The sequence below is a fragment of the Duganella hordei genome, assembly GCF_040369125.1.
Lineage (GTDB): Bacteria > Pseudomonadota > Gammaproteobacteria > Burkholderiales > Burkholderiaceae_D > Rugamonas > Rugamonas hordei.
In genome coordinates, this window is record NZ_BPWI01000005.1 from 443651 (window position 1) to 470418 (window position 26768).

General features: G+C 65.7%; 24 protein-coding genes. 16 read left to right on the forward strand and 8 right to left on the reverse strand.

The features are described from left to right. Positions 1-7 precede the first annotated feature (7 nt). Positions 8-922 carry a LysR family transcriptional regulator gene (locus ABWW33_RS15145; RefSeq protein ID WP_353402554.1) on the reverse strand — a complete coding sequence of 305 codons (915 nt, stop codon included), beginning with the start codon at positions 920-922 and terminating at the stop codon, positions 8-10. A gap of 130 nt (positions 923-1052) precedes the next feature. Between ABWW33_RS15145 and ABWW33_RS15150 the strand changes: the two genes are divergently transcribed. Both ABWW33_RS15150 and ABWW33_RS15155 read left to right on the forward strand, forming a co-directional pair. Further along, the gene (locus ABWW33_RS15150) at positions 1053-1853 is read left to right on the forward strand and encodes an alpha/beta fold hydrolase (protein WP_353402556.1); all 801 of its coding nucleotides are present in this window, start codon (positions 1053-1055) and stop codon (positions 1851-1853) included. 11 nt (positions 1854-1864) lie between these two features. Then, a complete protein-coding gene (locus tag ABWW33_RS15155) occupies positions 1865-2659 on the forward strand; it encodes an MBL fold metallo-hydrolase (RefSeq protein WP_353402558.1) in 795 nt (264 codons plus the stop codon). Between the two features lie 46 nt (positions 2660-2705). On the opposite strand, the gene ABWW33_RS15160 is transcribed toward ABWW33_RS15155, so the two are convergent. Beyond that, positions 2706-3629 carry a LysR family transcriptional regulator gene (locus tag ABWW33_RS15160; protein WP_353402559.1) on the reverse strand — a complete coding sequence of 308 codons (924 nt, stop codon included), beginning with the start codon at positions 3627-3629 and terminating at the stop codon, positions 2706-2708. Between the two features lie 123 nt (positions 3630-3752). On the opposite strand from ABWW33_RS15160, the gene ABWW33_RS15165 reads away from it, so the two are divergent. From ABWW33_RS15165 to ABWW33_RS15180, 4 genes are all read left to right on the forward strand, one after another. Next, entirely contained in the window at positions 3753-4091 is a 339-nt protein-coding gene (locus ABWW33_RS15165) for an HAD family hydrolase (protein WP_176653993.1), read from the forward strand. Between the two features lie 281 nt (positions 4092-4372). Further along, positions 4373-5743 carry an oxalate/formate MFS antiporter gene (oxlT, locus tag ABWW33_RS15170; RefSeq protein WP_176653994.1) on the forward strand — a complete coding sequence of 457 codons (1371 nt, stop codon included), beginning with the start codon at positions 4373-4375 and terminating at the stop codon, positions 5741-5743. A 144-nt stretch (positions 5744-5887) separates the two neighbouring features. After that, positions 5888-6655: a fumarylacetoacetate hydrolase family protein gene (locus tag ABWW33_RS15175; protein WP_353402562.1), complete on the forward strand. Its 768-nt coding sequence runs from the start codon at positions 5888-5890 to the stop codon at positions 6653-6655. A gap of 17 nt (positions 6656-6672) precedes the next feature. Next, positions 6673-7683 carry a 2-dehydropantoate 2-reductase gene (locus ABWW33_RS15180; protein WP_353402563.1) on the forward strand — a complete coding sequence of 337 codons (1011 nt, stop codon included), beginning with the start codon at positions 6673-6675 and terminating at the stop codon, positions 7681-7683. A 52-nt stretch (positions 7684-7735) separates the two neighbouring features. On the opposite strand, the gene ABWW33_RS15185 is transcribed toward ABWW33_RS15180, so the two are convergent. Further along, positions 7736-7900: a hypothetical protein gene (locus ABWW33_RS15185; protein ID WP_176653997.1), complete on the reverse strand. Its 165-nt coding sequence runs from the start codon at positions 7898-7900 to the stop codon at positions 7736-7738. A 199-nt stretch (positions 7901-8099) separates the two neighbouring features. Beyond that, a complete protein-coding gene (locus tag ABWW33_RS15190; RefSeq protein WP_176653998.1) occupies positions 8100-8708 on the reverse strand; it encodes a Crp/Fnr family transcriptional regulator in 609 nt (202 codons plus the stop codon). Between the two features lie 173 nt (positions 8709-8881). On the opposite strand from ABWW33_RS15190, the gene oxc reads away from it, so the two are divergent. The 5 genes from oxc (at position 8882) to ABWW33_RS15215 (ending at position 13936) form a co-directional block, all read left to right on the forward strand. After that, entirely contained in the window at positions 8882-10591 is a 1710-nt protein-coding gene (gene oxc / locus ABWW33_RS15195) for an oxalyl-CoA decarboxylase (protein WP_353402566.1), read from the forward strand. Between the two features lie 28 nt (positions 10592-10619). Further along, a complete protein-coding gene (frc, locus tag ABWW33_RS15200; protein WP_176654000.1) occupies positions 10620-11873 on the forward strand; it encodes a formyl-CoA transferase in 1254 nt (417 codons plus the stop codon). Between the two features lie 64 nt (positions 11874-11937). Beyond that, positions 11938-12381, forward strand: a complete 444-nt coding sequence (locus tag ABWW33_RS15205; RefSeq protein WP_353402568.1) for a PAS domain-containing protein — start codon at positions 11938-11940, stop codon at positions 12379-12381. 8 nt (positions 12382-12389) lie between these two features. Then, positions 12390-12899: a molybdenum cofactor biosynthesis protein B gene (gene moaB / locus ABWW33_RS15210; protein ID WP_353402570.1), complete on the forward strand. Its 510-nt coding sequence runs from the start codon at positions 12390-12392 to the stop codon at positions 12897-12899. 89 nt (positions 12900-12988) lie between these two features. After that, on the forward strand, positions 12989-13936 hold the full coding sequence (locus ABWW33_RS15215) for a Gfo/Idh/MocA family protein (protein ID WP_353402572.1): 948 nt from the start codon (positions 12989-12991) through the stop codon (positions 13934-13936). 17 nt (positions 13937-13953) lie between these two features. On the opposite strand, the gene ABWW33_RS15220 is transcribed toward ABWW33_RS15215, so the two are convergent. Further along, positions 13954-15594, reverse strand: coding sequence for a diguanylate cyclase domain-containing protein (locus tag ABWW33_RS15220; protein ID WP_353402574.1), 1641 nt, complete (start codon positions 15592-15594; stop codon positions 13954-13956). A gap of 225 nt (positions 15595-15819) precedes the next feature. On the opposite strand from ABWW33_RS15220, the gene ABWW33_RS15225 reads away from it, so the two are divergent. From ABWW33_RS15225 to ABWW33_RS15245, 5 genes are all read left to right on the forward strand, one after another. Then, positions 15820-16770, forward strand: a complete 951-nt coding sequence (locus tag ABWW33_RS15225) for a sulfurtransferase (RefSeq protein WP_353402576.1) — start codon at positions 15820-15822, stop codon at positions 16768-16770. A 224-nt stretch (positions 16771-16994) separates the two neighbouring features. Then, entirely contained in the window at positions 16995-18266 is a 1272-nt protein-coding gene (locus ABWW33_RS15230; protein ID WP_353402577.1) for a dicarboxylate/amino acid:cation symporter, read from the forward strand. 29 nt (positions 18267-18295) lie between these two features. Next, positions 18296-19288, forward strand: a complete 993-nt coding sequence (locus ABWW33_RS15235; RefSeq protein ID WP_510182391.1) for a porin — start codon at positions 18296-18298, stop codon at positions 19286-19288. A gap of 36 nt (positions 19289-19324) precedes the next feature. After that, on the forward strand, positions 19325-21199 hold the full coding sequence (locus tag ABWW33_RS15240) for a sensor histidine kinase (RefSeq protein ID WP_353402581.1): 1875 nt from the start codon (positions 19325-19327) through the stop codon (positions 21197-21199). Further along, the gene (locus ABWW33_RS15245) at positions 21196-22530 is read left to right on the forward strand and encodes a sigma-54-dependent transcriptional regulator (RefSeq protein WP_353402583.1); all 1335 of its coding nucleotides are present in this window, start codon (positions 21196-21198) and stop codon (positions 22528-22530) included. Before ABWW33_RS15240 ends, ABWW33_RS15245 begins: the two co-directional genes overlap by 4 nt. Here ABWW33_RS15245 and ABWW33_RS15250 read toward each other — a convergent pair. The 3 genes from ABWW33_RS15250 to ABWW33_RS15260 form a co-directional block, all read right to left on the reverse strand. Beyond that, positions 22527-23093 carry a carboxymuconolactone decarboxylase family protein gene (locus ABWW33_RS15250; protein WP_353402585.1) on the reverse strand — a complete coding sequence of 189 codons (567 nt, stop codon included), beginning with the start codon at positions 23091-23093 and terminating at the stop codon, positions 22527-22529. The genes ABWW33_RS15245 and ABWW33_RS15250 overlap by 4 nt on opposite strands. A gap of 85 nt (positions 23094-23178) precedes the next feature. Continuing rightward, entirely contained in the window at positions 23179-24615 is a 1437-nt protein-coding gene (locus ABWW33_RS15255; protein ID WP_353402587.1) for an MFS transporter, read from the reverse strand. An 81-nt stretch (positions 24616-24696) separates the two neighbouring features. Further along, entirely contained in the window at positions 24697-26721 is a 2025-nt protein-coding gene (locus ABWW33_RS15260; RefSeq protein WP_353402589.1) for an AsmA family protein, read from the reverse strand. Positions 26722-26768 lie beyond the last annotated feature (47 nt).

Sequence of the window (26768 nt, forward strand, 5' to 3'; positions counted from 1 at the left end):
CATTGGATCAGCAGCCATGCCGGTCCCAAGGCGGCGTTCCACCAAAACGGGCGATCAGGTGCTCGACGAAACTGCGCAGCTTCAGCGAAACGTGACGCTTGCTCGGATAGACTGCGTGGATCGTCAGCTGCGCCGTCTGGTGGTCAGGCATGAGCGCCACAAGGTCACCTCGGGCAATGGCCTGTCCGAAGACGAAGCTCGGGCCGTATGTCACGCCGCCACCCGCCAGCGCGGCGGCAAGCAGCATCTGGGTGTTGTTGGCGGCCATCCGGATTGGCCCGTCGATCACGTGCGTCCGGCCGTCGGCATCGGTGAGCGTCCAGTCTCCAGACGAAATCGCCTCACTGAAGGCCAGTCGCGGCGCGCGGCGCAGGTCTTCGATGGTCCTGGGAACGCCGTGGCGATCGAGAAAGCCCGGCGCGGCGCAGATCACCATGCGGCACGGTGCGAGGCGACGCGCCACCAAGTCTGAATCGGCCAGGCGGCCGATGCGGATGGCCATATCGACGCCCTCCGCCAGCAGGTCGACATAGCGGTCGTTGAGCATGATCTCCACGCCGACGCGCGGATGCTGGTCCATATAACTGGCCACGACCTCGCCCATGTGCATGGCACCGAAGGTGATCGGGGCCGCAACCCGCAACGTGCCCTGGACCGACTGCTGGGCGTCTCCGGCCTCGCGCTTCGCGTCCTCGTACTCCTCCAGTATCCGCTTGCAGCGGGCGTAATAGCCCCGGCCCACCTCGGTGAGGTGAAGCTTCCGGGTGCTGCGCTGCATCAACCGGACGCCCAGATCCGCCTCGATCGACGAGACATGCTTGCCGGCCATCGACGCCGAGAGGCCGAAGCGCCGGGCCGCGCTGCTCAGGCTGCCGTCCTCCGCCGCCGCGACGAATACCGCCATGCTGGTCAAACGATCCATTTCGCGTCCAATTCAATCGTATTGTTATCGATTGATGATAACACGCAGCTGATTATCGCCTCCTGGTATTCTATCTATACTTCCCTCATTCCCACAGTCAGTGGGGCCCTATACAGAGAAGGAGATCCTGATGAATATCGCCTCGAACGGCATTCGCATCCATGTTGAAGAGCAGGGCCAGGGCGAGCTGTCGCTGGTGTTCCTGCATTATTGGGGCGGCTCCTCGCGGACCTGGCGGCATGTGACCGCGGCGCTGGCCTCGTCCTATCGGACCGTCGCGGTCGACCATCGCGGCTGGGGGCAGTCGGATGCGCCGATGAGCGGCTACGGCTTGGAGGATCTGGCCGCCGACGCCCTGGGCGTTATCGAGGCGCTGGACCTGAAGTCCTACGTCCTGGTGGGGCACTCGATGGGCGGCAAGGTGGCGCAATTGCTGGCCTCGCGTCAGCCCGCGGGCTTGGCCGGCCTGGTGCTGGTCGCCCCTTCGCCGCCTTCGCCCATGGCCATGCCGGTGGAGGCACGGGAGCGCATGGCCCACGCCTATTCCAGCCGCCAGGCGGTCGAAATGACGCTCGATCACGTGTTGACGGCAAGGGCGCTGAGCGCCGAGGATCGCGAGCAGGTTATCGCCGACAGCCTGAGTGGTTCGCCCCTGGCGAAGGCGGCTTGGCCGCAGTACACAAGCCAGGAGGACATCACCGCGCAAGTCACCGCGATCCGCGTGCCCACGCTTGTCATCGCGGGCGAAGATGACCGGGTCGATCCGCCCGCGGTTCTTCGCGAGGAACTGATGCCCCGCATTGCGCAGGCAAGGCTGCACGTCCTGCCCGGTGTCGGCCATCTGTCTCCCCTCGAGGCGGCGGGCGACCTGGCCGAGCTGATCCGCGATTTCGCCACGCTGGCGCAACCCCGCCGAATCCCCTCCCATTAAAGGAAATCGCCATGTTCAAGACCGATATCATCACCGTTCCGATCCTGCCTTTCGGGATGGTCAATGCCCATATCATCAGCACGGAGACCGGTTGCATCCTGATCGACGCCGGCATCCCGGGCTCGGAACACAAGATCGGCAAGGCGCTGGCCCGGCACCGCCTGTCGTTCCGCGACATCAAGCTGATTGTCGTGACCCATGCCCATACCGATCATGCCGGAAGCGCGGCGCGGGTCCGGGCCTTGTCGGGAGCGCCGATCCTGGCGCATCGGGACGATGCGGACTTCTATAGCCGCAAGACCCCGATGACTTATTGCACCACGGGTTGGGTGGCCAAGCTGTTCCTGAAGACACCCGTCCCGCATGAACCCTATGAGGGCTTCGTTCCCGACCTGATGATGAAGGATGGCGAGACCGTCAACCTGCTCGACTTCGGGGTCGAGGGCATCGTCCGCCATACCGGCGGCCATACGCCAGGATCGATCGCGGTGGAGCTTGCGTCCGAGGACATGATGGTTGGCGACCTGATCGCATCAGGGATACTGATCGGCGGCATGATGTTCAAAGGCCGCGCCATCCGCCCCCCGTTTGAAGACGATCCCGCCATCGTGTCGCGCGAACTGATGCGTATGGTGGAGGCCGGTGGAAAACGGTTTCACATGGGGCATGGAGGCCCGCTGGAGGTGCCCGAAGTAATGCGGCATGCCCGCGCCCTGGCAAAAATCGGCGGGCACCAATGCGCCCCGGCTTGTCGCCACACAGGGGAAGACCTGCAAAGTCTGCGCACATCAGGCGAAACACGCTGAATTTCGAAGCGCTCATGCCGGCAGCCCAGACCCAAGCCTTCCCCTTTCACGCTGCCGGCGCCAGGTACTGCTCGATCAGCGCCGCGCCGTCGCTGAGCAGGAACTGCTTGAACGCCAGCGCGACCGGCGGCAGGCGCTTGTTCTTGCGGTGCACCACATACCAGTTCAGCATCACCGGAAACCCCTCGACCTCCAGCACCACCAGGCTGCCGGCCTTCAGCTCCTGGCTGATGGTGTGCGCCGACAGGAAGGCCACGCCCATGCCGGCGATGACGGCCTGCTTGATGGTCTCGGTGCTGCGGATCTCCATCGCCACGTTCAGCCGCTCCAGGTGCGCGCCGAAGCCGTCCTCCATCGAATTCCACGTATCCGATCCGCGCTCGCGCACCACGAACGGCTCGCTGACGATGCGCTCGATGGCGATGCGGCGCTGGCCCGCCAGCGGGTGCTGGGGCGGCGCCACGATCACGTACGGGTGGGGCGCGAAGGCCGCGTGCGCGGCGTCGGCCTGCTGCGGCGGGCGCACCATCACCGCCAGGTCGGTCTGGTTGCTGACCAGCTGCTCCAGCAGCTCGGCGCGGTTGTGCACCGTCAGGTTGAGCTTGACGCCCGGATGGCGCCGCGCGAACTCCACCATCAGGCGCGGGAAGAAATAGTCGCCGGCGCTGATGACGGCCACGTTCAGCTTGCCGCCGGCGATGCCGCGGAACTGCGTCAGCGCGTCCTCGGCCTCCTGGAACTGCTGGATGATGGCGCGGCTGTGGTACAGCAGCTCGGCGCCGCCGGGCGTCAGGTACACCTTCTTGCCCAGCTGTTCGAACAGCACCAGGCCGGCGTGGCCTTCCAGCGTCTTGATCTGGGTCGACACCGCCGGCTGCGTCAGGTGCAGTTCAGCGGCCGCGCGCGAAAAACTCAGGTGGCGCGCCACCGCTTCAAACACTTTCAACTGGCGCAGCGTCGCGTGTTTCATGGTTCTGCCTATGTATACATGATCGTGAATGGAAATGCCAAAAAGCTTTAACTATACCTAATCATTGTTACGCCCTACGATGCATTGGTCAACAGACAAATTCAAAAACACGGAGGAGCAGACATGAGCACACTGAGCTATTTGCAAGCCGATATCACCGACCTGGCCGACGCGCAGCGCCAGGCCTACAACGCGGCCTTTTACGAACTGGGCCTGCGCTGGCATTGGGACAGCGCCGACTACGATTGCCAGATGTGCGTGGAGAGCCAGCGCGCGCACCTGCGCCGCTACCTGGAGAGCCGCCACCCGCACATGCTGCGCGTGTACGACGCCGACTTCCTGGTCAACGCGATCCAGGTGACGATGGCGCGCTGCCTGGAAAAAAGCACCGGCGCCGGCGCCGACCCGTCCGCCGCCATGACCAACTGGGCGGTGTTCCAGCACGGCGACATCGGCTTTTGAGTCCGGCCCGAAGTCATTCCAAAGCCAATCAAAAGTCAGTTGCTAATTTGAAATAAATACAAGTTTCTGATTCTTAACCGCGGTCAAGGATTTCGCGGGACGCATCTTCCACAATCGGCTCATTCTCCGGCGGCCTTGAAGCGAAACAGGCGGGGCCGACAGAGTTGAGCTTCCACGATTCGGTAAAAAGGGAACATGTCTGGCGGCAATGCTGGCCAGCCTGTATAACGTAATTCAATAACACCAAGAGATTCGCACAGCGATCCAGAAGGAGACAAGTCATGAGCCATCCAAGTCAAGTGCATCTGACTGACCATGATGCCTACAGCAGGAAAACCAGCAACCGCTGGGTCCAGCTGGTATTCGGCATCATTTGCATGGGGTTGGTCGCCAACCTGCAGTACGCATGGACTTTGTTCGTCACGCCGATGGAGGCCCAGAACCACTGGGGCCTGTCGGCCATTCAATTATCGTTTTCCATTTTTATCCTGGTTGAAACCTGGCTGGTGCCGGTCGAAGGCTGGCTGGTCGACAAGTTCGGCCCGCGTCCGGTGGTGGCCATCGGCGCCGTGTTCGCGGCGGCCGGCTGGATCATCGATTCCCGCGCCACCACGCTGACCGAGCTGTATATCGCGGCAGTCATCGCCGGCATCGGCGCCGGCTGCGTCTACGGCACCTGCGTCGGCAACGCGCTCAAGTGGTTCCCGGACAAGCGCGGCCTGGCCGCCGGCTTGACGGCCGCCGGCTTCGGCGCCGGCGCCGCGGTCACCGTCATCCCCATCGGTAACATGATCCAGGACTCGGGCTACCAGCATGCGTTCATGTTCTTCGGCATCCTGCAGGGCGTGCTGATCCTGATCCTGGCGATGTTCATGGTGCGGCCGAAGGCGCCGCGTGGCGTGCAGGTGGCGCCGCGCATCGTCACCACCAAGGTCGACTACCCGACCGGCAAGATGATACGCCAGCCGCTGTTCTGGCTGATCTATGCGATGTTCGTCGCCGTCGCCGCCGGCGGCCTGATGGCCACCGCGCAGATCGGCCCGATCGCCAAGGACTACGGCTTGGCCAAGCTGCCGATCACGCTGTTCGGCATCACGCTGCCGCTGCTGACGATGACGCTGTCGATCGACAACCTGTGCAACGGCTTCACCCGTCCGCTGTGCGGCTTCATCTCCGACCGTCTGGGCCGCGAGAACACCATGTTCGTGGTGTTCCTGGGCGAGGGCCTGTCGATCCTCGGGCTGATGAAGTTCGGCCACGATCCGGTCGCCTTCATGGTGTTCGCCGCGCTGCTGTTCCTGTTCTGGGGCGAGATCTTCTCGATCTTCCCGGCCATCTGCGCCGACACCTACGGCGTCAAGTTCGCCGCCGGCAACGCCGGTACGCTGTACACCGCCAAGGGCACGGCTTCGCTGCTGGTGCCGCTGGCCTCGGTGCTGTCGGCCGGCGGCAACTGGGACCGGGTGTTCATCGCCGCGGCCAGCATCACGATACTGGCCGCCTGCGCCGCCAAGTTCATCCTGGCACCGGCCCGCAAGCGCTTCATCGAAAACGCCAACGCCATCCACGACGACGAGAACAAGGTGGTCACGACCGGCTATCACGGCCGCAACATGGACGGCGTTCCGCTGGCCAGCAAGCAGGCAAGCTGACCCGGCTGCCATTGCACCGACCGGCCGGGCCATCCGCCCACGCCGGTCCGGTGCCGGAAGGCGCGCCGCGAACCTCGCCGCCCGCCGTCCCTCCCTCGCGCGGCCTGTCGCCGCGCTCCCGTAGCGCTCCAAGGAGAATCCAAAATGATACAACGCTGGCTGCGTTTCCAGCACCTTGACACGGTGCGCTTCGGTACCCTGGAAGGCAACAAGATCCGGGTCTACCAGGGCGACATGTTCGACTATCCGACCATGACCCCGCACTGCCTGCACATCGACGATGTGACGCTGCTGACGCCCGTGGTGCCGGGCAAGGTGCTGGCGATGTGGAACAACTTCCACGCGCTGGGCCAAAAGCTGGGGCTGGAACCGCCGCCCGAGCCGCTGTACCTGCTGAAGACCCCGAATTCCTACCTGGCGCCCGGTGGCACGATCCGCCAGCCGCTGTGCGACGCCAAGGTGGCGTTCGAAGGCGAGCTGGCCATCGTCATCGGCCAGACCTGCTTCAACGTCGCCGAAGAAGACGCGATGCAATACGTATTTGGCTATACCTGTGCCAATGATGTGACCGTCAACGACATCATCAAGCGCGATCCGACCTTCCCGCAGTGGGTGCGGGCCAAGGGCTTCGATACCTTCTGCCCGTTCGGCCCGGTGATCGCCACCGGGCTGGACCCGGCCATGCTGGTGGTGCGCACCTTCCTCAACAGCGAAGTGCGGCAGGACTACCCGATCAACGACATGGTGTTTTCGGTGGCCCAGCTGGTCAGCCGGATTTCACGCGACATGACGCTGGATCCGGGCGACATCCTGCTGTGCGGCACCTCGGTCGGCGTCGGTTCGATGCGGCCGGGCAGCATCATCGAGGTTGAGATCGACGGCATTGGCAAGCTCAGCAACCGTTTCGAGTAAAACCAAGGAGCAGCAACATGAAGATCGCAATAGTAGGCGCGGGAGCGATAGGGGGGTATGTGGGAGCGATGCTGGCGCTGGCGGGGGAGGACGTGACGTTCCTGGTCCGCGGCGCCAACCTGGCGGCGATACGCGGCAACGGCATCAAGCTGATCGCCCATGACGGCGTGGAGCGGGTCGCCACCAACGTGAAGGCCACCGACGACTATGCGGCCGCCGGGCCGCAGGACATCGTCATCCTGGCGCTGAAGGCGCACCAGGTGGCGGCGGTGGCGGGACAGCTGCACAAGCTGTTCGGCCCGGACACCTGCGTGGTGACCATGCAGAACGGCATCCCGTACTGGTATTTCCACCGCCACGGCGGCGAGCTGGCGGGACGCCATGTGCGCAGCGTCGATCCGGACGGCGACCTGAGCACGCTGATCCCGCCGGAACGGGTGATCGGCTGCGTGGTCTACCCGGCGTCGGAACTGGTGGCGCCGGGCGTGGTGCGCCACGTCGAGGGCGAGCGCTTCCCGGTGGGCGAGCTGGACGGCTCGAACAGCGACCGGGTGCACATGGTGTCGGAGTGCCTGACGCGCGCCGGCTTCAAGGCGCCGGTGCTGGAGGACATCCGCGCCGAGATCTGGCTCAAGCTGTGGGGCAACCTGACCTTCAACCCGATCAGCGCGCTGTCGCACTCGACCTTGGTCGACATCTGCCAGTTCCCGCTGGCGCGCGAGCTGGCGGCCGACATGATGCGCGAGGCGCAGGCCATCGCGGCCAAGCTGGGCATCAGCTTCCGCGTGACCCTGGAAAAACGCATCGCCGGCGCGGAAAAGGTGGGCCAGCACAAGACCTCGATGCTGATGGATATCGAGGCGGGCAGGGGGCCGGAGATCGACGCGCTGGTAGGCTCGGTGGTGGAGCTGGGTAGGTTGACCGGCACGCCGACGCCGCATATCGATTCGGTCTACGCGCTGGTCAAGCTGCTGGAGCGCACCATGGCCGAGGAAAGCGGCCAGGTGCGGCTGCTGAAGGTGGCCTGAACGTAAAAAAGCCGCCTGTCCGTGTCGCGGGCAGGCGGCTTTTTAGCGAATATTACATGCCCCAGTGGAAGGCGGCGTCCGACTTGTCGCCCTTGGTGTCGGCGTCCAGCTGCTCGCGCAGGCGCACGGCCAGCAGGGTCTCGATGAAGCCGATCAGGCTGAACGGGGCCGCCGGTGCGGTGCCTGGAATGGTTTGTTTGTTGGTAATGGTGGTCATGGTAGTTTCCTTTAAGATAAAAATCGGTGCCAACGCGTTGGGTATGAAACGAGTATAGGCAGGCCGGCTGCCCACCGCTAATTGCGAGCCCCTATATCAGATATGCCATTTCTGAATAATATCTATGAGAAATGCGCTTTAGCCTGATATTTCTAATTTCGGGAAACTTGACCGCGGTCAAGTTTTCACTGGCGTTGTGTCAGATTTTACCTTGATTTTTCAGACGGCTGAGCGTCTCCGGCGACAGGTTCAGGTACGACGCCAGTTGTTTCTTCGGCAAGCGCTCGAACAATTCCGGGTGCTTGCGCACGAAACGGTGCACCCGCCCGGGCGCGTCGAGCAGATGCAGGGTGATGGTATGGCCCATGATCTCGCTCATCAGCCGCATCACCTCGAACTCGAAATTGTGCTTGATCTGCGTGTGGCTTTCCAAAAACGCCACCCACTGCGGCATCGGCAGCTTGGCCACGCGCACCTTGGTCACGCCGACGATGCTGTACGGCGTCGGCGTTTTCAGGCGCCAGGCCGCGTAGCTGGTCTCGATGTCGCGCTCGGCCGCAAAGCGCAAGATCATTTCCTTGGCTTCCTGGTTGGTCACCACGCGCTTGAGCACGCCGTCGAGGATGAAGTACTGCTCCATCTCGTGCACGCCCTGGTTCAGCAGCAGGTCGCCTTTCTGGTAGTCGACGATGGTGAGGAAGGGTTCGAGCGACGCCATCTCGCTGTCGCGCAGCTCCTTCAGGACCAGGTTCTGCCGAAGTTGGACACGGATGATGTTGCGTTCAGGATGGCTAGCCAACAGCGTCATAGATTGTTCGATACTTATTTTGAAATGTTGGACATCTTCCGATGAAAATTGACCGCGGTCAATGAGAGAAAACAAGTGCGCTCGCTATGATGGCCCCAACAACTAGCCCGGACCGTGTAACCGGGGAGTCGCGTGGCAGGACCTTCATTAAACCAATATAAGAGACACTCATCATGACAAATAACACACAGTCATCCGAACAGACCGACGGCTTTCATCTGGTAATCGATGCACTGAAACACAACGACATCGACACCATCTTCGGCCTGGTGGGCATTCCGATCACCGACCTGGCGCGCCTGGCGCAGGCTGAAGGCATGCGCTTCATCGGCTTCCGTCATGAGCAGCACGCGGGCAACGCCGCCGCCATCGCCGGCTACATGACGCAGAAGCCCGGCATCTGCCTGACCGTGTCGGCGCCTGGCTTCCTCAACGGCCTGACCGCGCTGGCCAACGCCACCACCAACTGCTTCCCGATGATACTGATCAGCGGTTCGAGCGAGCGTGAAATCGTCGACCTGCAGCAGGGCGACTACGAAGAGATGGACCAGCTGAACGCCGCCAAGCCGTACGCCAAGGCATCGTACCGCATCAACAAGGCCGAGGACATCGGCATCGGCGTGGCGCGCGCGATCCGCGCCGCCGTCTCGGGCCGTCCCGGCGGCGTCTACCTGGACTTGCCGGCGCAGCTGCTGGCGCAAGTCATCGATGCCGAGCACGGCCGCAAGTCGCTGGTCAAGGTGGTCGATCCGGTGCCGCGCCAGATCCCTGCGCCGGACTCGGTGCAGCGCGCGCTGGCCTTGCTGAAGGGCGCGAAAAAGCCGCTGATCCTGCTGGGCAAGGGCGCCGCCTACGCCCAGGCCGACGCCGACATCCGCGCGCTGGTTGAAGAGTCCGGCATTCCCTACCTGCCGATGTCGATGGCCAAGGGCCTGCTGCCCGACACCCACGAGCAGTCGGCCTCGGCCGCCCGTTCCTACGTGCTGGCCGAAGCCGACGTGGTGGTGCTGGTCGGCGCCCGCCTGAACTGGCTGCTGGCGCACGGCAAGGGCAAGACCTGGGGCGTGCCCAAGCAGTTCATCCAGATCGACATCTCGCCGACCGAAATCGACAGCAACGTGGCGATCGCCGCGCCGCTGATCGGCGACATCGGCTCCTGCGTGTCGGCGCTGCTGACCGGTATCCGCAGCGGCGGCCACGGCAAGCCTGACGCGGCCTGGACCGGCGCCATCGCCGAGCGCAAGGATAAAAATCTCACCAAGATGGCTTCGCTGTTGAACCAGAATCCGTCGCCGATGAACTTCCACAGCGCGCTGCGGGCCATCCGCGACGTGCTCAAGACGCGGCCCGACATCAACGTCGTCAACGAAGGCGCCAACACGCTGGACTTCGCCCGCAGCATCATCGACATGTACGAGCCGCGCAAGCGTTTCGACTCCGGCACCTGGGGCATCATGGGCATCGGCATGGGCTACGCGATCGGCGCCGCCGTCACCAGCGGCAAGCCGGTGGTGGCGATCGAGGGCGACAGCGCGTTCGGCTTCTCCGGCATGGAGCTGGAAACCATCTGCCGCTATGAACTGCCGGTGGTCACCATCGTCTTCAACAACAACGGCGTGTACCGCGGCACCGACGTCAACCCGACCGGCGGCAAGGATGTGGCGCCGACCGTGTTCGTCAAGAACGCCCGCTACGACAAGATGATCGAGGCCTTCGGCGGCGTCGGCTACCACGTCACCAACCCGGAGGAAATGACCAAGGCGCTGACGGAAGCGATCGCATCGGGCAAGCCGACGCTGATCAACGCCGTCATCGACGAAACCGCAGGCACCGAGAGCGGCCGCCTGACCAACCTGAATCCCAGCACTGCAGGCAAGAAGTAAGTCTAATTACACCAGGAGACTAGACATCATGACTAAACCGTTAGAAGGCATCAAGATCATCGATTTCACCCACGTGCAAGCCGGCCCGGCCTGCACCCAGCTGCTGGCTTGGTATGGCGCCGATGTGATCAAGGTCGAGCGCCCGGGCGCAGGTGACGTCACCCGCTCGCAATTGCGCGACATTCCCGGCGTCGACGCCCTGTACTTCACCATGTTGAACAGCAATAAGAAGTCGCTGACCCTGGACACCAAGACCCCGGAAGGCAAGGAAGTGCTGACCCGCTTGATCAAGCAGTCCGACGTGCTGGTGGAAAACTTCGGCCCCGGCGCGCTGGACCGCATGGGCTTCACCTGGGAACACATCCGCGAACTGAACCCGGGCATGATCGTCGCGTCGGTCAAGGGCTTCAGCGACGGCCACCACTACGAAGACTTGAAGGTGTATGAAAACGTGGCGCAGTGCGCCGGCGGCGCCGCCTCGACCACCGGCTTCGACGACGGCCCGCCGACCGTCAGCGCCGCCGCGCTGGGCGACAGCAACACCGGCATGCACCTGGCCATCGGCATCCTGACCGCGCTGCACGCCCGCAACCGCAACGGCGGCAAGGGCCAGAAGGTGGCCGTGTCGATGCAGGACAGCGTGTTGAACCTGTGCCGCGTCAAGCTGCGCGACCAGCAGCGCCTGGACCGCATCGGCTACCTGGAAGAATATCCACAGTACCCGCACGGCAGCTTCACCGACGTGGTGCCGCGCGGCGGCAACGCCGGCGGTGGCGGCCAGCCGGGCTGGGTGCTCAAGTGCAAGGGCTGGGAGACCGACAAGAACGCCTACATCTACTTCACCATCCAGGGCCACGCCTGGGCGCCGATCTGCCGCGCCATCGGCAAGCCGGAGTGGATCGAGGATCCCGCCTACATGACCGCCGCGGCACGCCAGGACAAGATCTTCGACATCTTCGGCACCATCGAAGCCTGGCTGGCGGACAAGACCAAGTTCGAGGCGGTCAACGTGCTGCGCAAGTTCGACATTCCTTGCGCGCCGGTGATGACGATGAAGGAACTGGCCAACGATCCGTCGCTGCGCGAGAGCGGCACGATCACCGAGGTCGACCACAAGGAGCGCGGCAAGTACCTGACCGTGGGCAGCCCGATCAAGTTCTCCGACCTGAAGGTGGAAATCACCGGTTCGCCGCTGCTGGGCGAGCACACCAACGAAGTGCTGGAAACGCTGGGCTACAGTTCCAAGGAAATCGCCGCGCTGCACGCCGCGTCGGCGGTATGATAGATATCTAGCAGGAAGAGAAGGGCGGACCTGGTTCCGCCCTCGTTCATTTTTGGAGACAGCCATGCAGACAACAGATTACCAGCAGCTGGTCGAGGCCATCGGCGACGCGGTGGTGGTGTGCGACGCCGCCGGCGCGATCATCGTGTGGAACGACGCCGCGGTGCGCATGTTCGGCTTCACGCGCGACGACGCGCTGGGCAAGTCGCTCGACCTGATCATTCCGGAACGCCAGCGGGGGCGCCACTGGGACGGCTACAACAAGTCCATGGCCACCGGCCAGACCCGCTACGGCAGCGACGTGCTGCGCGTGCCGGCCCTGCACAAGGATGGCCGCACCCTGTCGATCGCGTTCACGGTGGCGATGCTGTACGACGACGCGCGCAAAGTGACGGCCATCGTGGCCGTGGTCCGCGACGAAACCGTGCGCTGGGCCGAGGAACGCCAGTTGCGCGTCCGTCTGGCGCAGCTGGAAGCGGCGGCGGCTCCGGCGTCCACGCTGACCTAGATCGCGCCATGGCCGACAGCATTTCCCTGCGCTGCGTCGTGCTCACCGTCAGCGGCAGCCGCACCGCCGCCGACGACACGTCCGGCGACCTGCTGGCGCAACGCCTGCAGGCCGCCGGCCACCGGCTGCTGCGGCGCGCCATCGTCACCGACAATCTCTACCAGATCCGCCGCGTGTTGAGCGACTGCATCGCCGACAGCGAGGTGCAGGTGGTGCTGATGAACGGCGGCACCGGCTACGCCGCCAACAACGTGGTGCCGGAAGCGGTGCTGCCGCTGCTGGACCGCGAAGTGCCGGGCTTCGGCGAATTGATGCGCCAGCTGTCCTACGCCGACGTCGGCACGTCCGCCATGCAGGCCAGGACGCTGGCCGGCTTCGCCAACGGCAAGCTGATCTTCTGCCTGCCGGGATCGACCGGCGCCTGCGCGCTGGCCTGGGACGGCATCCTGGCCGAACAGCTGGACAGCCGCCATAAACCCTGCAACTTCGCCTCCCACCTTGCTTCCATGTCAAATTAGTATATTTGCCTTCATAAAAATCATTGGTTAAGCTGCAAGCGGCGCCGTAGCATGGCGGCCATGCTACCCCCTCAGCTTATGAAAGAACCATGATGTCAGCAATCCAGTCAGCCTCAGCTATCAAGCTCGCGATCGTCGGCGTCGGCAAGATCGTCCACGACCAGCACCTGCCGGCCGTCGCCGCCAATGCCGATTTCCAGCTGGTTGCCTCGGCCAGCCGCAACAATACGGTCGAGGGCCTGCCGGGCTTCCGCTCGATCGAAGAAATGCTGGCCGCCGTGCCCGATATCGACGCCGTGTCGCTGTGCATGCCGCCGCAGTACCGCTACGCGGCCGCGCATGCGGCGCTGTCGGCCGGCAAGCACGTGTTCCTGGAAAAGCCTCCCGGCGCCACGCTGTCGGAAGTGGCCGACCTCGAGGCGCTGGCGGCGTCCAAGGGACTGACCTTGTTCACCAGCTGGCATTCGCGCTATGCGCCGGCGGTCCAGCCGGCCAAGGCCTATCTGGCCCAGCATGCGCCCACCAGCATGCACGTGGTGTGGAAGGAAGACGTGCGCCACTGGCATCCGAACCAGGAATGGATCTGGCAGGCCGGCGGCCTGGGCGTGTTCGATCCGGGCATCAACGCGCTGTCCATCGTCACCGAAATCCTGCCATCGCTGATCTTCCTCAACCGGGCCACGCTGGAATTCCCGGAAAACCGCGACGCGCCCATCGCCGCGCAGCTGCACTTCCAGGATGCCGCCGGCATGCCGGTGCACGCCGAGTTCGACTGGCGCCAGACCGGCAAGCAAAGCTGGGACATCATCGTCGGCACGGCGGCGGGCGAGCTCAAGCTCAGTGACGGCGGCGCGCGGCTGTGGATCGCCGGCGTCGAGCAGCCGCTGGCCAAGGAGGCGGAATATCCGTCGCTGTACCGCCGCTTCGCCGAACTGGTCCGGGCAGGGCGCCCGGACGTCGATGTGGCGCCGCTGCGCCACGTGGCCGACGCCTTCATGCTGGGCAAGCGCAGCGTCGTCGACGCCTTCCACGACTGAAGTACCGAAGGCCGGGTTCAGCCGACCTTGCCGACCGTCCGCACGCGCAGCACCCGCTCGGCGCCGACCATGTTGACGGCGTAGCCGTTGCGGCCGGCAGCCTTGACGCCGTACAGCGCCTCGTCGGCCGACTTCAGCACCTCGTCCGGCTGGGTGTGGGGCGCGCTGGTGACGGCGATGCCGACGCTGGCGGTCACCGACAGCTTCAGCCCGCCGATATCGAACGGCTGGGCCATCGCGCTGATGATGCGCTGGCCCAGCACGTTGATCTCCGACGGCGACGACAGCTGCTCGAACACCACGACGAATTCATCGCCGGCCAGCCGCGCCACGGTATCGGTGGCGCGCACGGCCCCCGACAGGCGGCGCGCGAACTCGATCAGCACGGCGTCGCCGGCGGCATGGCCGTGGGTGTCGTTGATCAGCTTGAACTTGTCGACGTCCAGCATGGCCAGGCCCACCGGCTGGCCGGCGCGGTCGCCCCGCGCCAGCGCGGTCGGCAGGAAGGCGTCGAACATGCGCCGGTTGTGCACGCCGGTCAGGGCGTCGGTGGTGGCCAGCAGCTGCAAGTCCTTTTCCACCTGCTCGCGGCGCCGCGTCAGGTTCTGGAAGGCGCGGCTCAGCAGGCCGAACTCGTCCAGCCGGTCGGTCTCCAGCGCGACCACGTCGGTGGGATCGCTGTCGATCCGCTCGACATGCAGGCGCAGCGTGCCGAGCGGCCGCAGCAGCCCCTTGATGATGACCCAGCCGAAGAACGCCGCGCACAGCGTGATCATCGAAATGGCGGCCAGCGCCCGCAGGCGGATGCTGAGCAGCGGCGCAAACACGCTGCGCAGCGGCCGCGCCAGCGCCACCGTCCAGTCGACGCGGCTCAGCCGTTTGTGCACCAGCAGCGTCGGCACGCCTTCGTCCAGCAGATCGTCCTGCCAGCCCTCGGGCGAGCTCAGCACCGCGTCGATCAGCACTTCGGTGCCGCCCGGTTGCTGGCGCAGCAGGAAGTCCTTGTTCGGATGGTGCACCACGACGCCGTCGGCGGTGACGATGAACAGGTAGCCGCCGCCGGCCTGGCTGAGGGCGTCCATCTGGCCCGAAAACGATGGCCGCAGCAGATCGACCGAGCCGACCAGCACCGCGATGATCTCGCCCTGTTCATTTTCCAGCGGCTGGGTGACGACCACCACCGCCTTGTTGGTCATGGCGCTGCGGAACGGTTCGGAGACCAGGCCTTCCCTGAGCCGCACGGTGTCCTGGAAGTACTTGCGCGTCGAGGCGTTGATCGAGCCCTTGCGGCGGCGGTCGTTCAGGTTGGCGATGATGGTGCCGTTCATGTCGAACGCGGAGACGTTGAAGAACTCGTCGCGCAGCGTGTTGTGCGCTTCCAGCATTTCCTGGATGTCGTCGAGTTTCAGATCGTGGCCGCGGCGCGTTTCGATGGCCGACTTGAGCAGCTTCTGCTTGTTTTGCAGGTCGTTGTCGATGTAGGCGGCGGCACTGTTCAGCAGCGACAGTTCCTGTGCCGCCAGCACCGGCCGCATCTCGGCCTCGGAAATCAGCAGCGACACGCCGCCCACGCCTGTGGCGGCGATCAACACCATCAACGTGACCGTGGCGGTCACCTTGAATTTGAAGCTGTGCAGCACGCGGAGAAATGGCCCCACGATGTCTCCCCCGTACGCGCGATCGTGTCGCGCATCAATTATGTCCGGCCGATGGTAGGGGCCGGATACGCGGTCGCCTCGGGACTTGGGAAGGGGCCGCTTACCAGCTCATTATAGACCTTGGAGAAATTTCTGTTGGGAAATAAAATCCATGTAGTCGAGGAGCAACAGCGGGACCGCACCGCGCCATCGCGTAAAATACCGTGCCCTGTCCGCCGTTTGCCCATGAGCCCTGACCATCCCGACAATATTGCCGCCGCCGACTTTCGCCCGGACCTGATCCGTGGGCGCCAGCTGGTCACGTCCGCGTGGCTGGCGGCGCTGGCGTCCGGCGCGCGGGTGCACGGGGCGCCGGCGGCCGGCTGGCGGCTGATCGAAGTCGGCTGCGGCGGCGCCGCGCTGTTCGAGCAGGGCCACATTCCCGGCGCCGGCTACCTCGACACCTGCGACATCGAACAGCAGCCGCTGTGGAACAAGGTGGCGGACGACGCCTTGCTGGCGCTGCTGCTGGCGCGCGGCCTGCGCCACGACACCACGGTGATACTCTACGGCCGCAACAATCTCGCCGCCGCCCGCGCCGCCCACCTGCTGCTGTACGCGGGCGTGGCCGACGTGCGCCTGCTGGACGGCGGCTACGCGCTGTGGCTGGCCGGCGGCCATCCGTGCGAACGGGGGCCGGGCGCACCGGGCGGCATGGTCCCGGCGGCCGATTTCGGCGCCGCGTTCCCGGCCCATCCCGAATACATGGTGGACACCGCGCAGGTGCGGGCCTTGCTGCGCCGGCAAGACGGCGTGCTGGCCAGCATCCGCACGGAGGCCGAGTTCACCGGCAAGGTCTCCGGCTACAGCTACATCGTGGCGCGGGGCGACATTCCGGGCGCGCGCTGGGGCCGGGCCGGCGAGGACGGCGACGTCAACAGCATGAGCGCCTACCAGCTGGCCGACGGCAGCATGAAGCCGGCGGCCGCCATCGCCGCGCAATGGGCCGCCAGCGGCATCGTGCCCGGCCGGCCGATCGCCTTCTACTGCGGCACCGGCTGGCGCGCGTCGATGGCGTTCTTCTATGCCTGGCTGATGGACTGGCCGCAAATCAGCGTCTACGACGGCGGCTGGTTCGAATGGAGCCACCACCACGGCCTGGCCTGCGACGCTTCCGCCTCCGGCCAGCGTTGCTAAGCTCCGCCGGGCACTTTCCAACTTTCCATACAAACGACCCGCCGGCCATCCAGATTCCTGGATGGCGGCTGATCCCGCATTGCTATTTCCATAAAGAATTTCTTTAGTAATCAAGGGCTTGCTGCGGATTTTTGGTGCGCAGGCGGCTGGCACAGCCATTGCTATCTATGTCGCACCCGCGGCAGCCGCCGGGGCCCACGACAACAAGAAACTGGAGAAGCCAAGTGAAAAAGAAACGCCCATTAACGCTCTACATCCTGGTCGCGATGATCCTAGGTGTGCTGGTCGGCTACGCCTGCCACGAAACCTTCCCCGACAAAAAGCTCAGCGCCGACATCGCCAGCCACATCTCCATCGTCACCGACGTGTTCCTGCGTCTGATCAAGATGATCATCTCGCTGCTGGTGTTCTCGACCCTGGCGGTCGGCATCGCCCACATGGGCGACGCCAAGGCTGCCGGCCGCGTCGGCATCAAGGCCATGGGCTGGTTCGTGATCGCCTCGCTGGCGTCGCTGACGCTGGGCATGCTGCTGTCTAACCTGATGCAGCTGGGCGCCCATCTGGGCCTGCCGCTGCCGCCGGTCGACGCCGCCACGGGTCTTAAAACCTCGGCCTTCACGCTCAAGGAATTTGTCGCCCACATGGTGCCGAAGTCGCCGATCGAGGCGATGGCCAACAATGAGATCCTGCAGGTGCTGGTGTTCGCCGTCTTCTTCGGCAGCGCGCTGGGCGCGCTGGGCGAGGCGGGCGCCAAGCTGACCGCCGTGATCGACCAGCTGGCGCAAGTGATGCTGCGCATTACCGGCGCCATCATGAACCTGGCGCCGCTGGCGGTGTTCGCGGCGATGGCCTCGGTCATCACCACCAACGGCCTCGGCATCCTGGCCACCTTCGCCAAATTCATGGGCGGCTTCTACCTCGGCCTGGCGTGCCTGTGGGCCTTGCTGGTGCTGGGCGGCTTCCTGTTCCTCGGCAAGCGCGTGTTCCGCCTGATCGGGCTGATACGCGAACCCTTCCTGCTGGCGTTTTCCACCGCCAGTTCCGAGGCGGCCTATCCCAAGCTGCTGCTGGCGCTGGACCGCTTCGGCGTGCAGCGCAAGATCTCCAGCTTCGTGCTGCCGATGGGCTATTCCTTCAACCTGGACGGCTCGATGATGTACTGCACCTTCGCCGTGCTGTTCATCACCCAGGCCTACGGCATCGAGCTCTCGCTCGGCACCCAGATCACCATGCTGCTGTTGCTGATGGTGACCTCGAAAGGCATCGCCGGCGTGCCGCGCGCGTCGCTGGTGGTGATCGCCGCCACGCTGAACCAGTTCCATATTCCGGAAGCCGGCCTGCTGCTGTTGATGGGCATCGACCAGTTCCTCGACATGGGCCGCTCGGCCACCAATGCGGTCGGCAACGCGGTCGCCACCGCCGTCGTCGCCAAGTGGGAAGGCGCGCTGGACCCGGAGCCTCAGGCATCGACCGTCGCCGAAATGCGCGCGGCTTGAATAAAAATATAAAAGAGGAGATTGAATTGATTCAAAAGTACATCTTGAGCGCCATGGCGCTGGGGCTGGTTACGCTGGGCGCGCAGGCGCAATCGTCGGTCACCGTGTATGGCGTGGCCGACGCCGGCCTGGTGCTGGAACGGGGCGGCAGCGCCGGTTCGGTGGAGAAGGTCAGCAGCGGCGTGGCCTCCGGCTCGCGCATCGGCTTCCGGGGCAAGGAAGACCTGGGCGACGGCCTGACGCTGACCTTCATCCTGGAAAACGGCTACGCCCTCGATACCGGCGCCGCCGGGCAGGGCGGCCTGCTGTTCGGCCGCCAGGCCTTGCTGTGCCTGACCGGCCGGGCCGGGGCGCTGAGCATCGGCCGCCAGTACACGCCGTTCTACAAAGCGCTCAACAATGTGGCCGACCCCTTCGTCACCGGCATGGCGGGCAATGCGCAAAACCTGTTCGCCAATAACTCGCGGGCCGACAACACGGTCGAGTACATCACGCCGCGCACCGGCGGCTTCGCGGCCGACGTGCAGTACGGCTTCGGCGAGACGGCCGGCGACAGCGCCGGCAACCGCTACCTCGGCGCCAGCGGCAGCTACGAAAACGGCCCGCTGAGCGTGGTGATCGCGCACCAGCGGCGCGACAACAGCGGCGCCACCGCGCACAGCCGCAACACCATGCTGGTGGGGCGCTACCGCTTCGGCGAAGTGACCGGCCACGTGGCGCACGCGCACAACCGCGACCTGCTGGGCAACGACAGCCGCGATACGCTGCTGGGTTTCACCGCGGCGCTGGGCGGCGACAAAGTGATCGCCTCGCTGATCGACCATCATGATGGTTCGGCGCTGAACCAGCACGCGCGGCAGGCGGCGCTGGGCTACAGCCACCCGCTGTCGCGCCGCACCGACCTGTATGCGGCCTACGGTCACATCATCAACCGCAACGGCGCCGCTTTCCGGGTCGGCACCGCCATCGACACCGGTTCCGGTACCACCGGAATGAACCTGGGTGTACGTCATGTGTTTTAATGTCAACTTCGGATGACAGAGAATGCAAGGAAGACTATGGCAGCATCGCACACCGCCGCGCCGTCGCGGCCAGGCCGCCGGCTGCTGCGCCTGGCGCGGTGGGCGGTGCTGCTGGCCTGCGGCCTGGCGCTGGCAGGGCTGGCGTGGCGCTGGATGGAGAACGTGGCCATCGACAAGCTGCGCGTGGCCGGCGCCCAGCGGCTCGACGGCTACGCGGTCAGCCTGGAGAACCTGCTGTCGAAGTACGATTTCCTGCCCGGCACGCTGGAGCTCAACAAGGACGTGATCGCGCTGCTGCGCGAGCCCGGCGACGAGGCCTTGCGGGCCGAGGTCAACGCCTACCTTGAGCAGCTCAACCGCCGGTCCAAGTCGACCACCATCTACATCGTCAACCTGCAGGGCGTGACGCAGGCGGCCAGCAACTGGCGCGAGGCGGACAGCTTTGTCGGCGACAACGTCGCGTTCCGGCCCTACGTGCGCGACGCGCTGCGGCGCGCCCCCGGCGGCTTTTACGGCGTCGGCACCACGCGCGGCGAACCGGGCTATTTTTTCGCCCACGGGATTTATCACAACGGCCGCATGCTGGGCGTGGCCACCGTCAAGGTCAATATCGAGTCGCTGGAAAAGGGCTGGGAGCAGGGCGCCGACAAGGTGCTGCTGGCCGACGCGCATGGCGTGGTGTTTCTCAGCTCGGTGCCGGAATGGAAGTACCGCACGCTGGCGCCGCTGACGCCGGAAGTGCTGCGGGAACTGGAAACCTCGCGCCAGTATTTTTCGCACGCGCTGACGCCGCTGGGCATGCGCGAACTGCGCCCGCTCGACGGCGGCGCCGCCATCGTGGCCGCGCCTCCGCCGACGCCGTCCGGGTCCGCCCGCATGCTGAGCCAGGGCCGTTCGCTGGCGCCGCGCAACTGGCATTTCGTCTACCTGTCCGACCTGGGGCCGGCGCAGGCCAGCGCCCGCAACGCCTTCGTGGTCGCCTTGCTGGTGCAGGCGCTGGTGCTGCTGCTGGTGCTGTACCTGCGGCAGCGGCGCCGCCTCGGTCGCCAGCGGCTGCGCGCGCGCGAGGATTTGCAGCGCGCCTACGATCACCTGGAAACCATGGTGGCCGAGCGCACCTCCAGCCTGCAGAAAATGACGCACAACCTCAGCGAGGAAAACGCCGTGCGCCGCCAGGCCGAGCAAAAGCTGCGGCAGGCGCAGAGCGAGCTGGTACAGGCCGGCAAGATGGCGGTGCTGGGCCAGATGTCGGCCGGCATCACGCATGAGCTGAACCAGCCGCTGACGGCGCTGCGCACCATGTCCGACAACGCGCAGGTGCTGATCGAGCGCGGGCGGCTGGACGAGGCCAGGTCCAACCTGGTGACCATTTCGCAGCTGGTCGGCCGCATGGGCGCGCTGACCGGCCAGCTGCGCCAGTTCGCCCGCAAGGCCGACGCCAGTCCGACGCCGGCGCCGGTGGCCGCCGCCGTCACCGCCGCGCTGTTCCTGGTCGAGCGGCGGGTGGAGCAGGAGCGGGTCAATTTCCGCATGTCGATGCTGAGCCCGGACGTGCGGGCGCTATGCGACAGCAACCGGCTGGAGCAGGTGCTGGTCAACCTGTTCAACAACGCGCTGGACGCCATGGCCGACAGCGAGACGCGCCAGCTGACCGTCACCGTCGATGCCACCTTTACCCGGACGCTGATCGCGGTGGCCGATACCGGACCGGGGATACCGGAAGACATCCGCGCCCATTTGTTCGAACCGTTTTTCACCACCAAGGCGCAGGGCAAGGGCCTGGGACTGGGATTGGCGATCTCGGAGCAGATCGTGCGCGAATCGGGCGGCGTGCTGCGCGTGGAAACCACCGCCGCCGGCGGCGCCCGGTTCATCATAGAATTGCCGCTCGCGGCACAGGAGACAGCATGAAAGTATTATTGATTGAAGACGACGCCACCGTGCGCGCCGGCAGCGCGCAGGCGCTGGACCTGGCCGGGTTCGAGGTGGAAGCCTTCCACGCCGCCGAACCGGCGCTGGCGCGCATCACGCCCGGTTTCGCCGGCGTGGTGGTCAGCGACGTGCGCCTGCCCGGCATGAGCGGGCTGGAATTCATGGCGGCGGCGCGCGCCATCGACGCCCAGCTGCCGGTGGTGCTGGTGACCGGTCACGGCGACATCACGATGGCGGTCGGCGCCATGCGCGACGGCGCCTACGACTTCATCGCCAAGCCGTATTCGTCCGAGCAGCTGGCGGAGGTGGTGCAGCGCGCCGTGGAAACGCGCCGGCTGATGCTGGAGGTGGCCGCGCTGCGCCACCGCATCGAGCACGGCGTCGGCATCGAGGCCACGCTGCTGGGCGATTCGGCCCCGATGCGCGACCTGCGCCGCCTGATCCTCGACCTGGCCGACGAGCCGGCCGATGTGCTGATCTACGGCGAAACGGGCACCGGCAAGGAAATGGTGGCGCGCTGCCTGCACCAGTTCAGCCGCCGCCACAAGCGCCATTTCGTCGCCCTGAATTGCGGCGCCATCCCTGAGACCATCTTCGAGAGCGAAGTGTTCGGCCACGAGCCGGGCGCCTTCACCGGCGCCGGCAAGCGCCAGATCGGCAAGATCGAGCATGCCGACGGCGGCTCGCTGTTCCTCGACGAGATCGAGAGCCTGCCGATGGCGCTGCAGGTCAAGCTGTTGCGCGTGCTGCAGGAGCGCTACGTCGAGCGGCTCGGCTCCAACAGCCCGGTGCCGGTGGACGTGCGCGTGATCGCCGCCGCCAAGGTCGATCTGAAGGAGTGGTCGGACCAGCAGAAATTCCGCAGCGATTTGTACTACCGCCTGAACCTGATCGTGCTGAACCTGCCGCCGCTGCGCGAACGGCGCGAGGACATCCCGCTGCTGTTCGAGCACTTCCTGCTGGGGGCGGCGGCGCGCTACAAACGCGCCGCGCCGCCGGTGCCGGGACCGCTGATGCAGTCGCTGATGGCGCATGACTGGCCGGGCAATGTGCGCGAGCTGCGCAACATCGCCGAGCGCTTCGTGCTCGGCCTGTCGAGCGGCGCCGACGGGCTGCTGTCGGCGCGCAGCATGGCGCCGCTGCCGCTGGCCGAGCAGGTCGGCTGCTTCGAACGCGCCGTCATCGAACAGGAATTGCGCAAGGCCGGCGGCAGCGTCAGCGAGGTCAGTGCGGCCCTTGGCGTGCCCAAGCAAACGCTCTACTACAAGATGCAGAAGTACAGCCTGACGCCGGACGGCTATAAGACTTAGTCGCGCTCCGGCACCGGTACGTTGAAGCCGTTCAGCGTCACCGACACCAGCGCATACAGGCCGACCAGGTAAATCAGTTCGTTGGCGCCATGCTGGCCGAAGGTGTCGACGGCCAGGCGGTACAAAGGCTCCGGCAGCGTGCCGCCGCGGCTCAGCGCGTAGGCCATGTCGTAGGCCACGCTTTCGTCCGGGGCCAGGTCGGCCGGCTTGAGGTCCGCCACCAGCGTGGCCAGGCGCGCGGCCGACATGCCTTCGCGCTCGGCGACGGCGATATGGGCGTAGATTTCGTAGGCGGCGTTGTAGCTGGCGCCCACCGTCAGGATGGCGATCTGGCGCACATTGTCGGCCAAGGTGGCGTTGGCGGTCATCGCCAGCGTCAGGTCCCAGATGGCCTTGCCGACGGCCGGCTCGTGCAGCCATGGATTCCAGGGGCCCATCAACGCGCCGTCTTCGCGCACGGCGATGAAGTCGTTGAAATTGCTGGTGATCCCTTTGCGCATATTGTCGTACAGCGGCTTTTGTTCGGGTGTCAGGTCTTGCGGGGCAATCAGCGGCAGGCGCATGGCGGTTCCTTGATGGTTGTATGGTCAGCCTACAGGGTAGGCCGGACCCGCCGCCGGCGCTGTGCGTTGCCGCACCATGTCTTGCTTAGGTCTTTGCGGGATCGGCGATCCAGATGAAGGCGCAGGCGGCGCTGGCCAGCGCGGTGACGGCGCAGGCCAGGGCGGCGATATGGAAGGAATGCAGCAGCGCGTCGCCGTGCGACGCCAGCACCACGCCCAGCAACGCGGTGGTGAACAAGCCACCGGCACGCGCCACCGCGCTGTTGAAGCCGGAGGCGACGCCGCTGTGGCCCGCATCCACCGACGACAGCACGGCCGTCGTCAGCGGCGCCACCGCGATCGCCATGCCGACGGCGATCACCAGCATGGAGGGCAGCGTGGTGGTCCAGTAGCTGCCGTCGCCGATGCGCATGGTCAGCAGGAATCCGGCGGCCACCACCACCGGACCGACCGTCAGCGGCAGTCGCGCGCCTATCTTGCCGGCGATGCGGCCCATCGTCGACGACGCCAGCGCGATCACCACCGGCAGCGGCAGCAGCGCGGCGCCGGCGCCGCTGGCCGAATAGTGGTCGACTTCGATCAGCACGAACGGCACCAGCAACAGCAAGGCGCCCAGCGCGCCGTACAGCAGGAAGGTCATCAGGTTCAAGCCGCTGAAACTGCGCGAGCCGAACAGCGACAGCGGCAGCATGGCGTGCTCGCCGGCGCGTTGTTCGACCCGCAGGAAGGCCAGCAGCGCAACGGCGCCGGATGCGATCGCCAGCAGCGGCGGCCAGCTGAAGCCGGCGCCGCTGGAGGCCACCGTCAATCCCCAGGTGAGACAGGCCAGGCCGACGCTGGCCAATGCCGCGCCGGACAGATCCAGCCTGGCCCCGGGTTGCGCCGCCATGGCCGCCTCTTCGCGCAGGTAGCGCGCGCCCAGGTACAGCGCGGCCGCCGCCAGCGGCAGGTTGATGAAGAAGATCGCGCGCCAGCCGACCACGTCGATCAACCAGCCGCCAAGCAGGGGGCCGAGCGCGCCCGCCGCCGCGCCGACGGCGGCCCAGATGCCGATGGCCCGGCCGCGCGCCTCGCCCTCAAAATGCGTGCCGAGGACGGCCAGGCTGTTGGGCATCAACAGCGCCGCGCCTATGCCTTGCAGGATGCGGCCATTGACCAGCAGCGGCAGCGTGGGCGCGAAGGCGCACAGCAGCGAAGCCAGCGCGAACAACAGCACGCCGAGCAGCAGTACGCGGCGCTTGCCGAAGCGGTCGCCGGCGGCGCCGCCCAACAGCAGCAGGGCGCTGAGCGACAGCAGATAGCCATTCACCACCCACGACAGGCCGGCGCCGTCCGCGCCCAGGCTGCGGCCGATGGCCGGCAGGCCGACGTTGACCACGGAGCCGTCGATGAAAGCCAGGCTGGAAGCGAGGATGGTGGTGGCCAGCACCATGCGCGGATGCGCGACGGCGGAGCTGTCGGCGCAGGGCGGGGCGGCCAGCGCGATCGCCTGGTCGCAACCGGGTTGGACCGCGGTGTTCATGGTTGTCGGAGGATATCGCTCATGCGTCCATGATGACACAAGAGGCCGGGCGCACGATATCTGCCGTTGGTATCAATGGTATCAAGGTTTTTTGAGCGGCTCGGTCCTGCTCTCGTGGCGCGTTGTGTTGGCCTGCGCCAGCACGGCGGCGCAATCCACCGGCTCGACCTTGCCGACGTTCACCAGCGGCAGTATCGCCGCCGCCGGATTGACCACCGTGGCCAAGGCCACTGCGGCACCGGCCTTGAGCGCCAGCGGTCCCTTGTGCGGGCCGACGTCCGGATTGGTGAACGTGCCCTTGGCGTACAGCGGCGTGCGCAGCGTGATGACGCGCGCGCCCTTGGTCTTCGGCCGCACATCCAGGTCGAGCCGCTCCTTGGCCAGGTCGACGCTGCCGCTGATGTCGATCACCGCTTCCTTGGTGTCGACCACGAAGCGGCGCGCTTGCGCCAGCCCGTGTTCGACCACGAAATCGCCGGCCAGGCAATTCAACTGCACCTGCCGGTCGCCGAACAGCTTGACGAACACCACGTTGGCGATATTCAGTCCGGCCGCCTCCAGGATGAATTTGCTGACCGAACCTTCGCTGACAGTGGTGCCCAGCTCTCCGCTGGACGTGGCCAGCATGGCGGACACCGAATTGCCGGTGCCGACCAGCGCGGCGTCGCCGTTGACTTCGCCGAGGCTGGCCTGCATCGACTGCAACTTGGGGAACAGCTCGCGGATCTTCAGATGGCGCGCCGCCATCCTGATCTGCGCGTTGATCTGTTTTTTGGTGCCATCCAGCTTGATGTCGGAGGTGATGTCGCCGCCGGCCATGCCGAAATTGAGCGGCGTCAGCGTCAGCACCTTGTTCTTCATCTGGATGCGCGTTTCGATGTCCTGCAGCGGAATGTCGTGCGTGCGCACCAGCTTCTTGCCGGTGAACTTGACGTCGGCGTCCAGCGCATCCCATTTGGCGGTGTTGAACTGCTCCACCGGCAGCGCCTTGTCTTTCGGTTGCAACTTGGGCTTGTCGCGCGCTGCGCGGCTGGCGTCGCTTTCGGCGCCGATGGTCGGCCCCAGGTCGTCCAGCCGCAACTGGCGCGAGGTCAGGGTACCGGTCAATATCGGGCGCGGCTTGCGCGGGCTGTATGCCAGCGTGCCTTCGAGGTCGCTGCTACCCACCGTGCCGGTGAAATTGCGGTAGGTCCAGTTCCAGATGTCGCCGGATTTCTTGCCGATCAAGCGGCCCGTTGTGGCATAAGGCGGCGTTTCCGGCAGCAGTACGCCGGTCAGCGGATACAGGTCGGCCATGCTGGCGCCGGCAAGCGACAGTTTCAGGTCCAGCCCCGCCGGCGAACGGGGATCGGTGACCGTGCCTTCGATGCCGATCTTGTTGTGGCCCAGCGTGGCGTTGGCCTGCAGCGGAAAGCTGCCGTGCGCGTCTTCCAGTGCCAGCACCGCGCCGCTCTTGCCGCCGCCGGTGATCGGGGCGCCGTGGTAGGTGCCGCCGAGGTCGAACTTCACGCCGTATTGCGGCGCGCCGTTCTGCGATTGTGCGCCGGTCATCGTGGTGGCCCTTGCTCGCAGGTCGAGTTTGATGCCGTCGTCCAGGTAGCGCAGCTCGCCGTCGCGGAACGCCAGCCGCTGGATGTTGACGTCCCACTGCGACGGTCCGTTGTCCTTGAAGGTCCAGGTGTTGTTGCCGTCGGCGCGGCGTTCGGCCGCCACCGCCAGCTTGTCCAGCGACAGGTCGGTGATCAGCACTTCCTTGTGCAGCAACGGCAACGGATGGATGGTCACCACGATGTTGCCGACGCTGGCGAGGCGCGAACCGGTGCTGGTCCAATCCGGATTGGCGATGGTGACGCCGGCGGCGCTGATGCGCGGACGCGGCACGTAGCGCCGCCAGCCCGGTTCGGAAGCGTCTCCCTGCTGGAAGTGCACATCGAGGTCGCCGTTGATGGCGAACTCGCGGCCTATCGTTTCCGATACCTTGTGGTTGATGTAAGGCCGGGCGCGGTTCCAGTTGAACGTCAGGACGAAAACGACAAGCGCCGCCAGCAGCACGAACAGCGTTGCCAGCGTGACATACAGCACGGTAAGGGGGCGCGATCTTTTCATAAGCCGATGCTACGCCGCGCACGATTGAGTTTATGTGCGCTACGCCA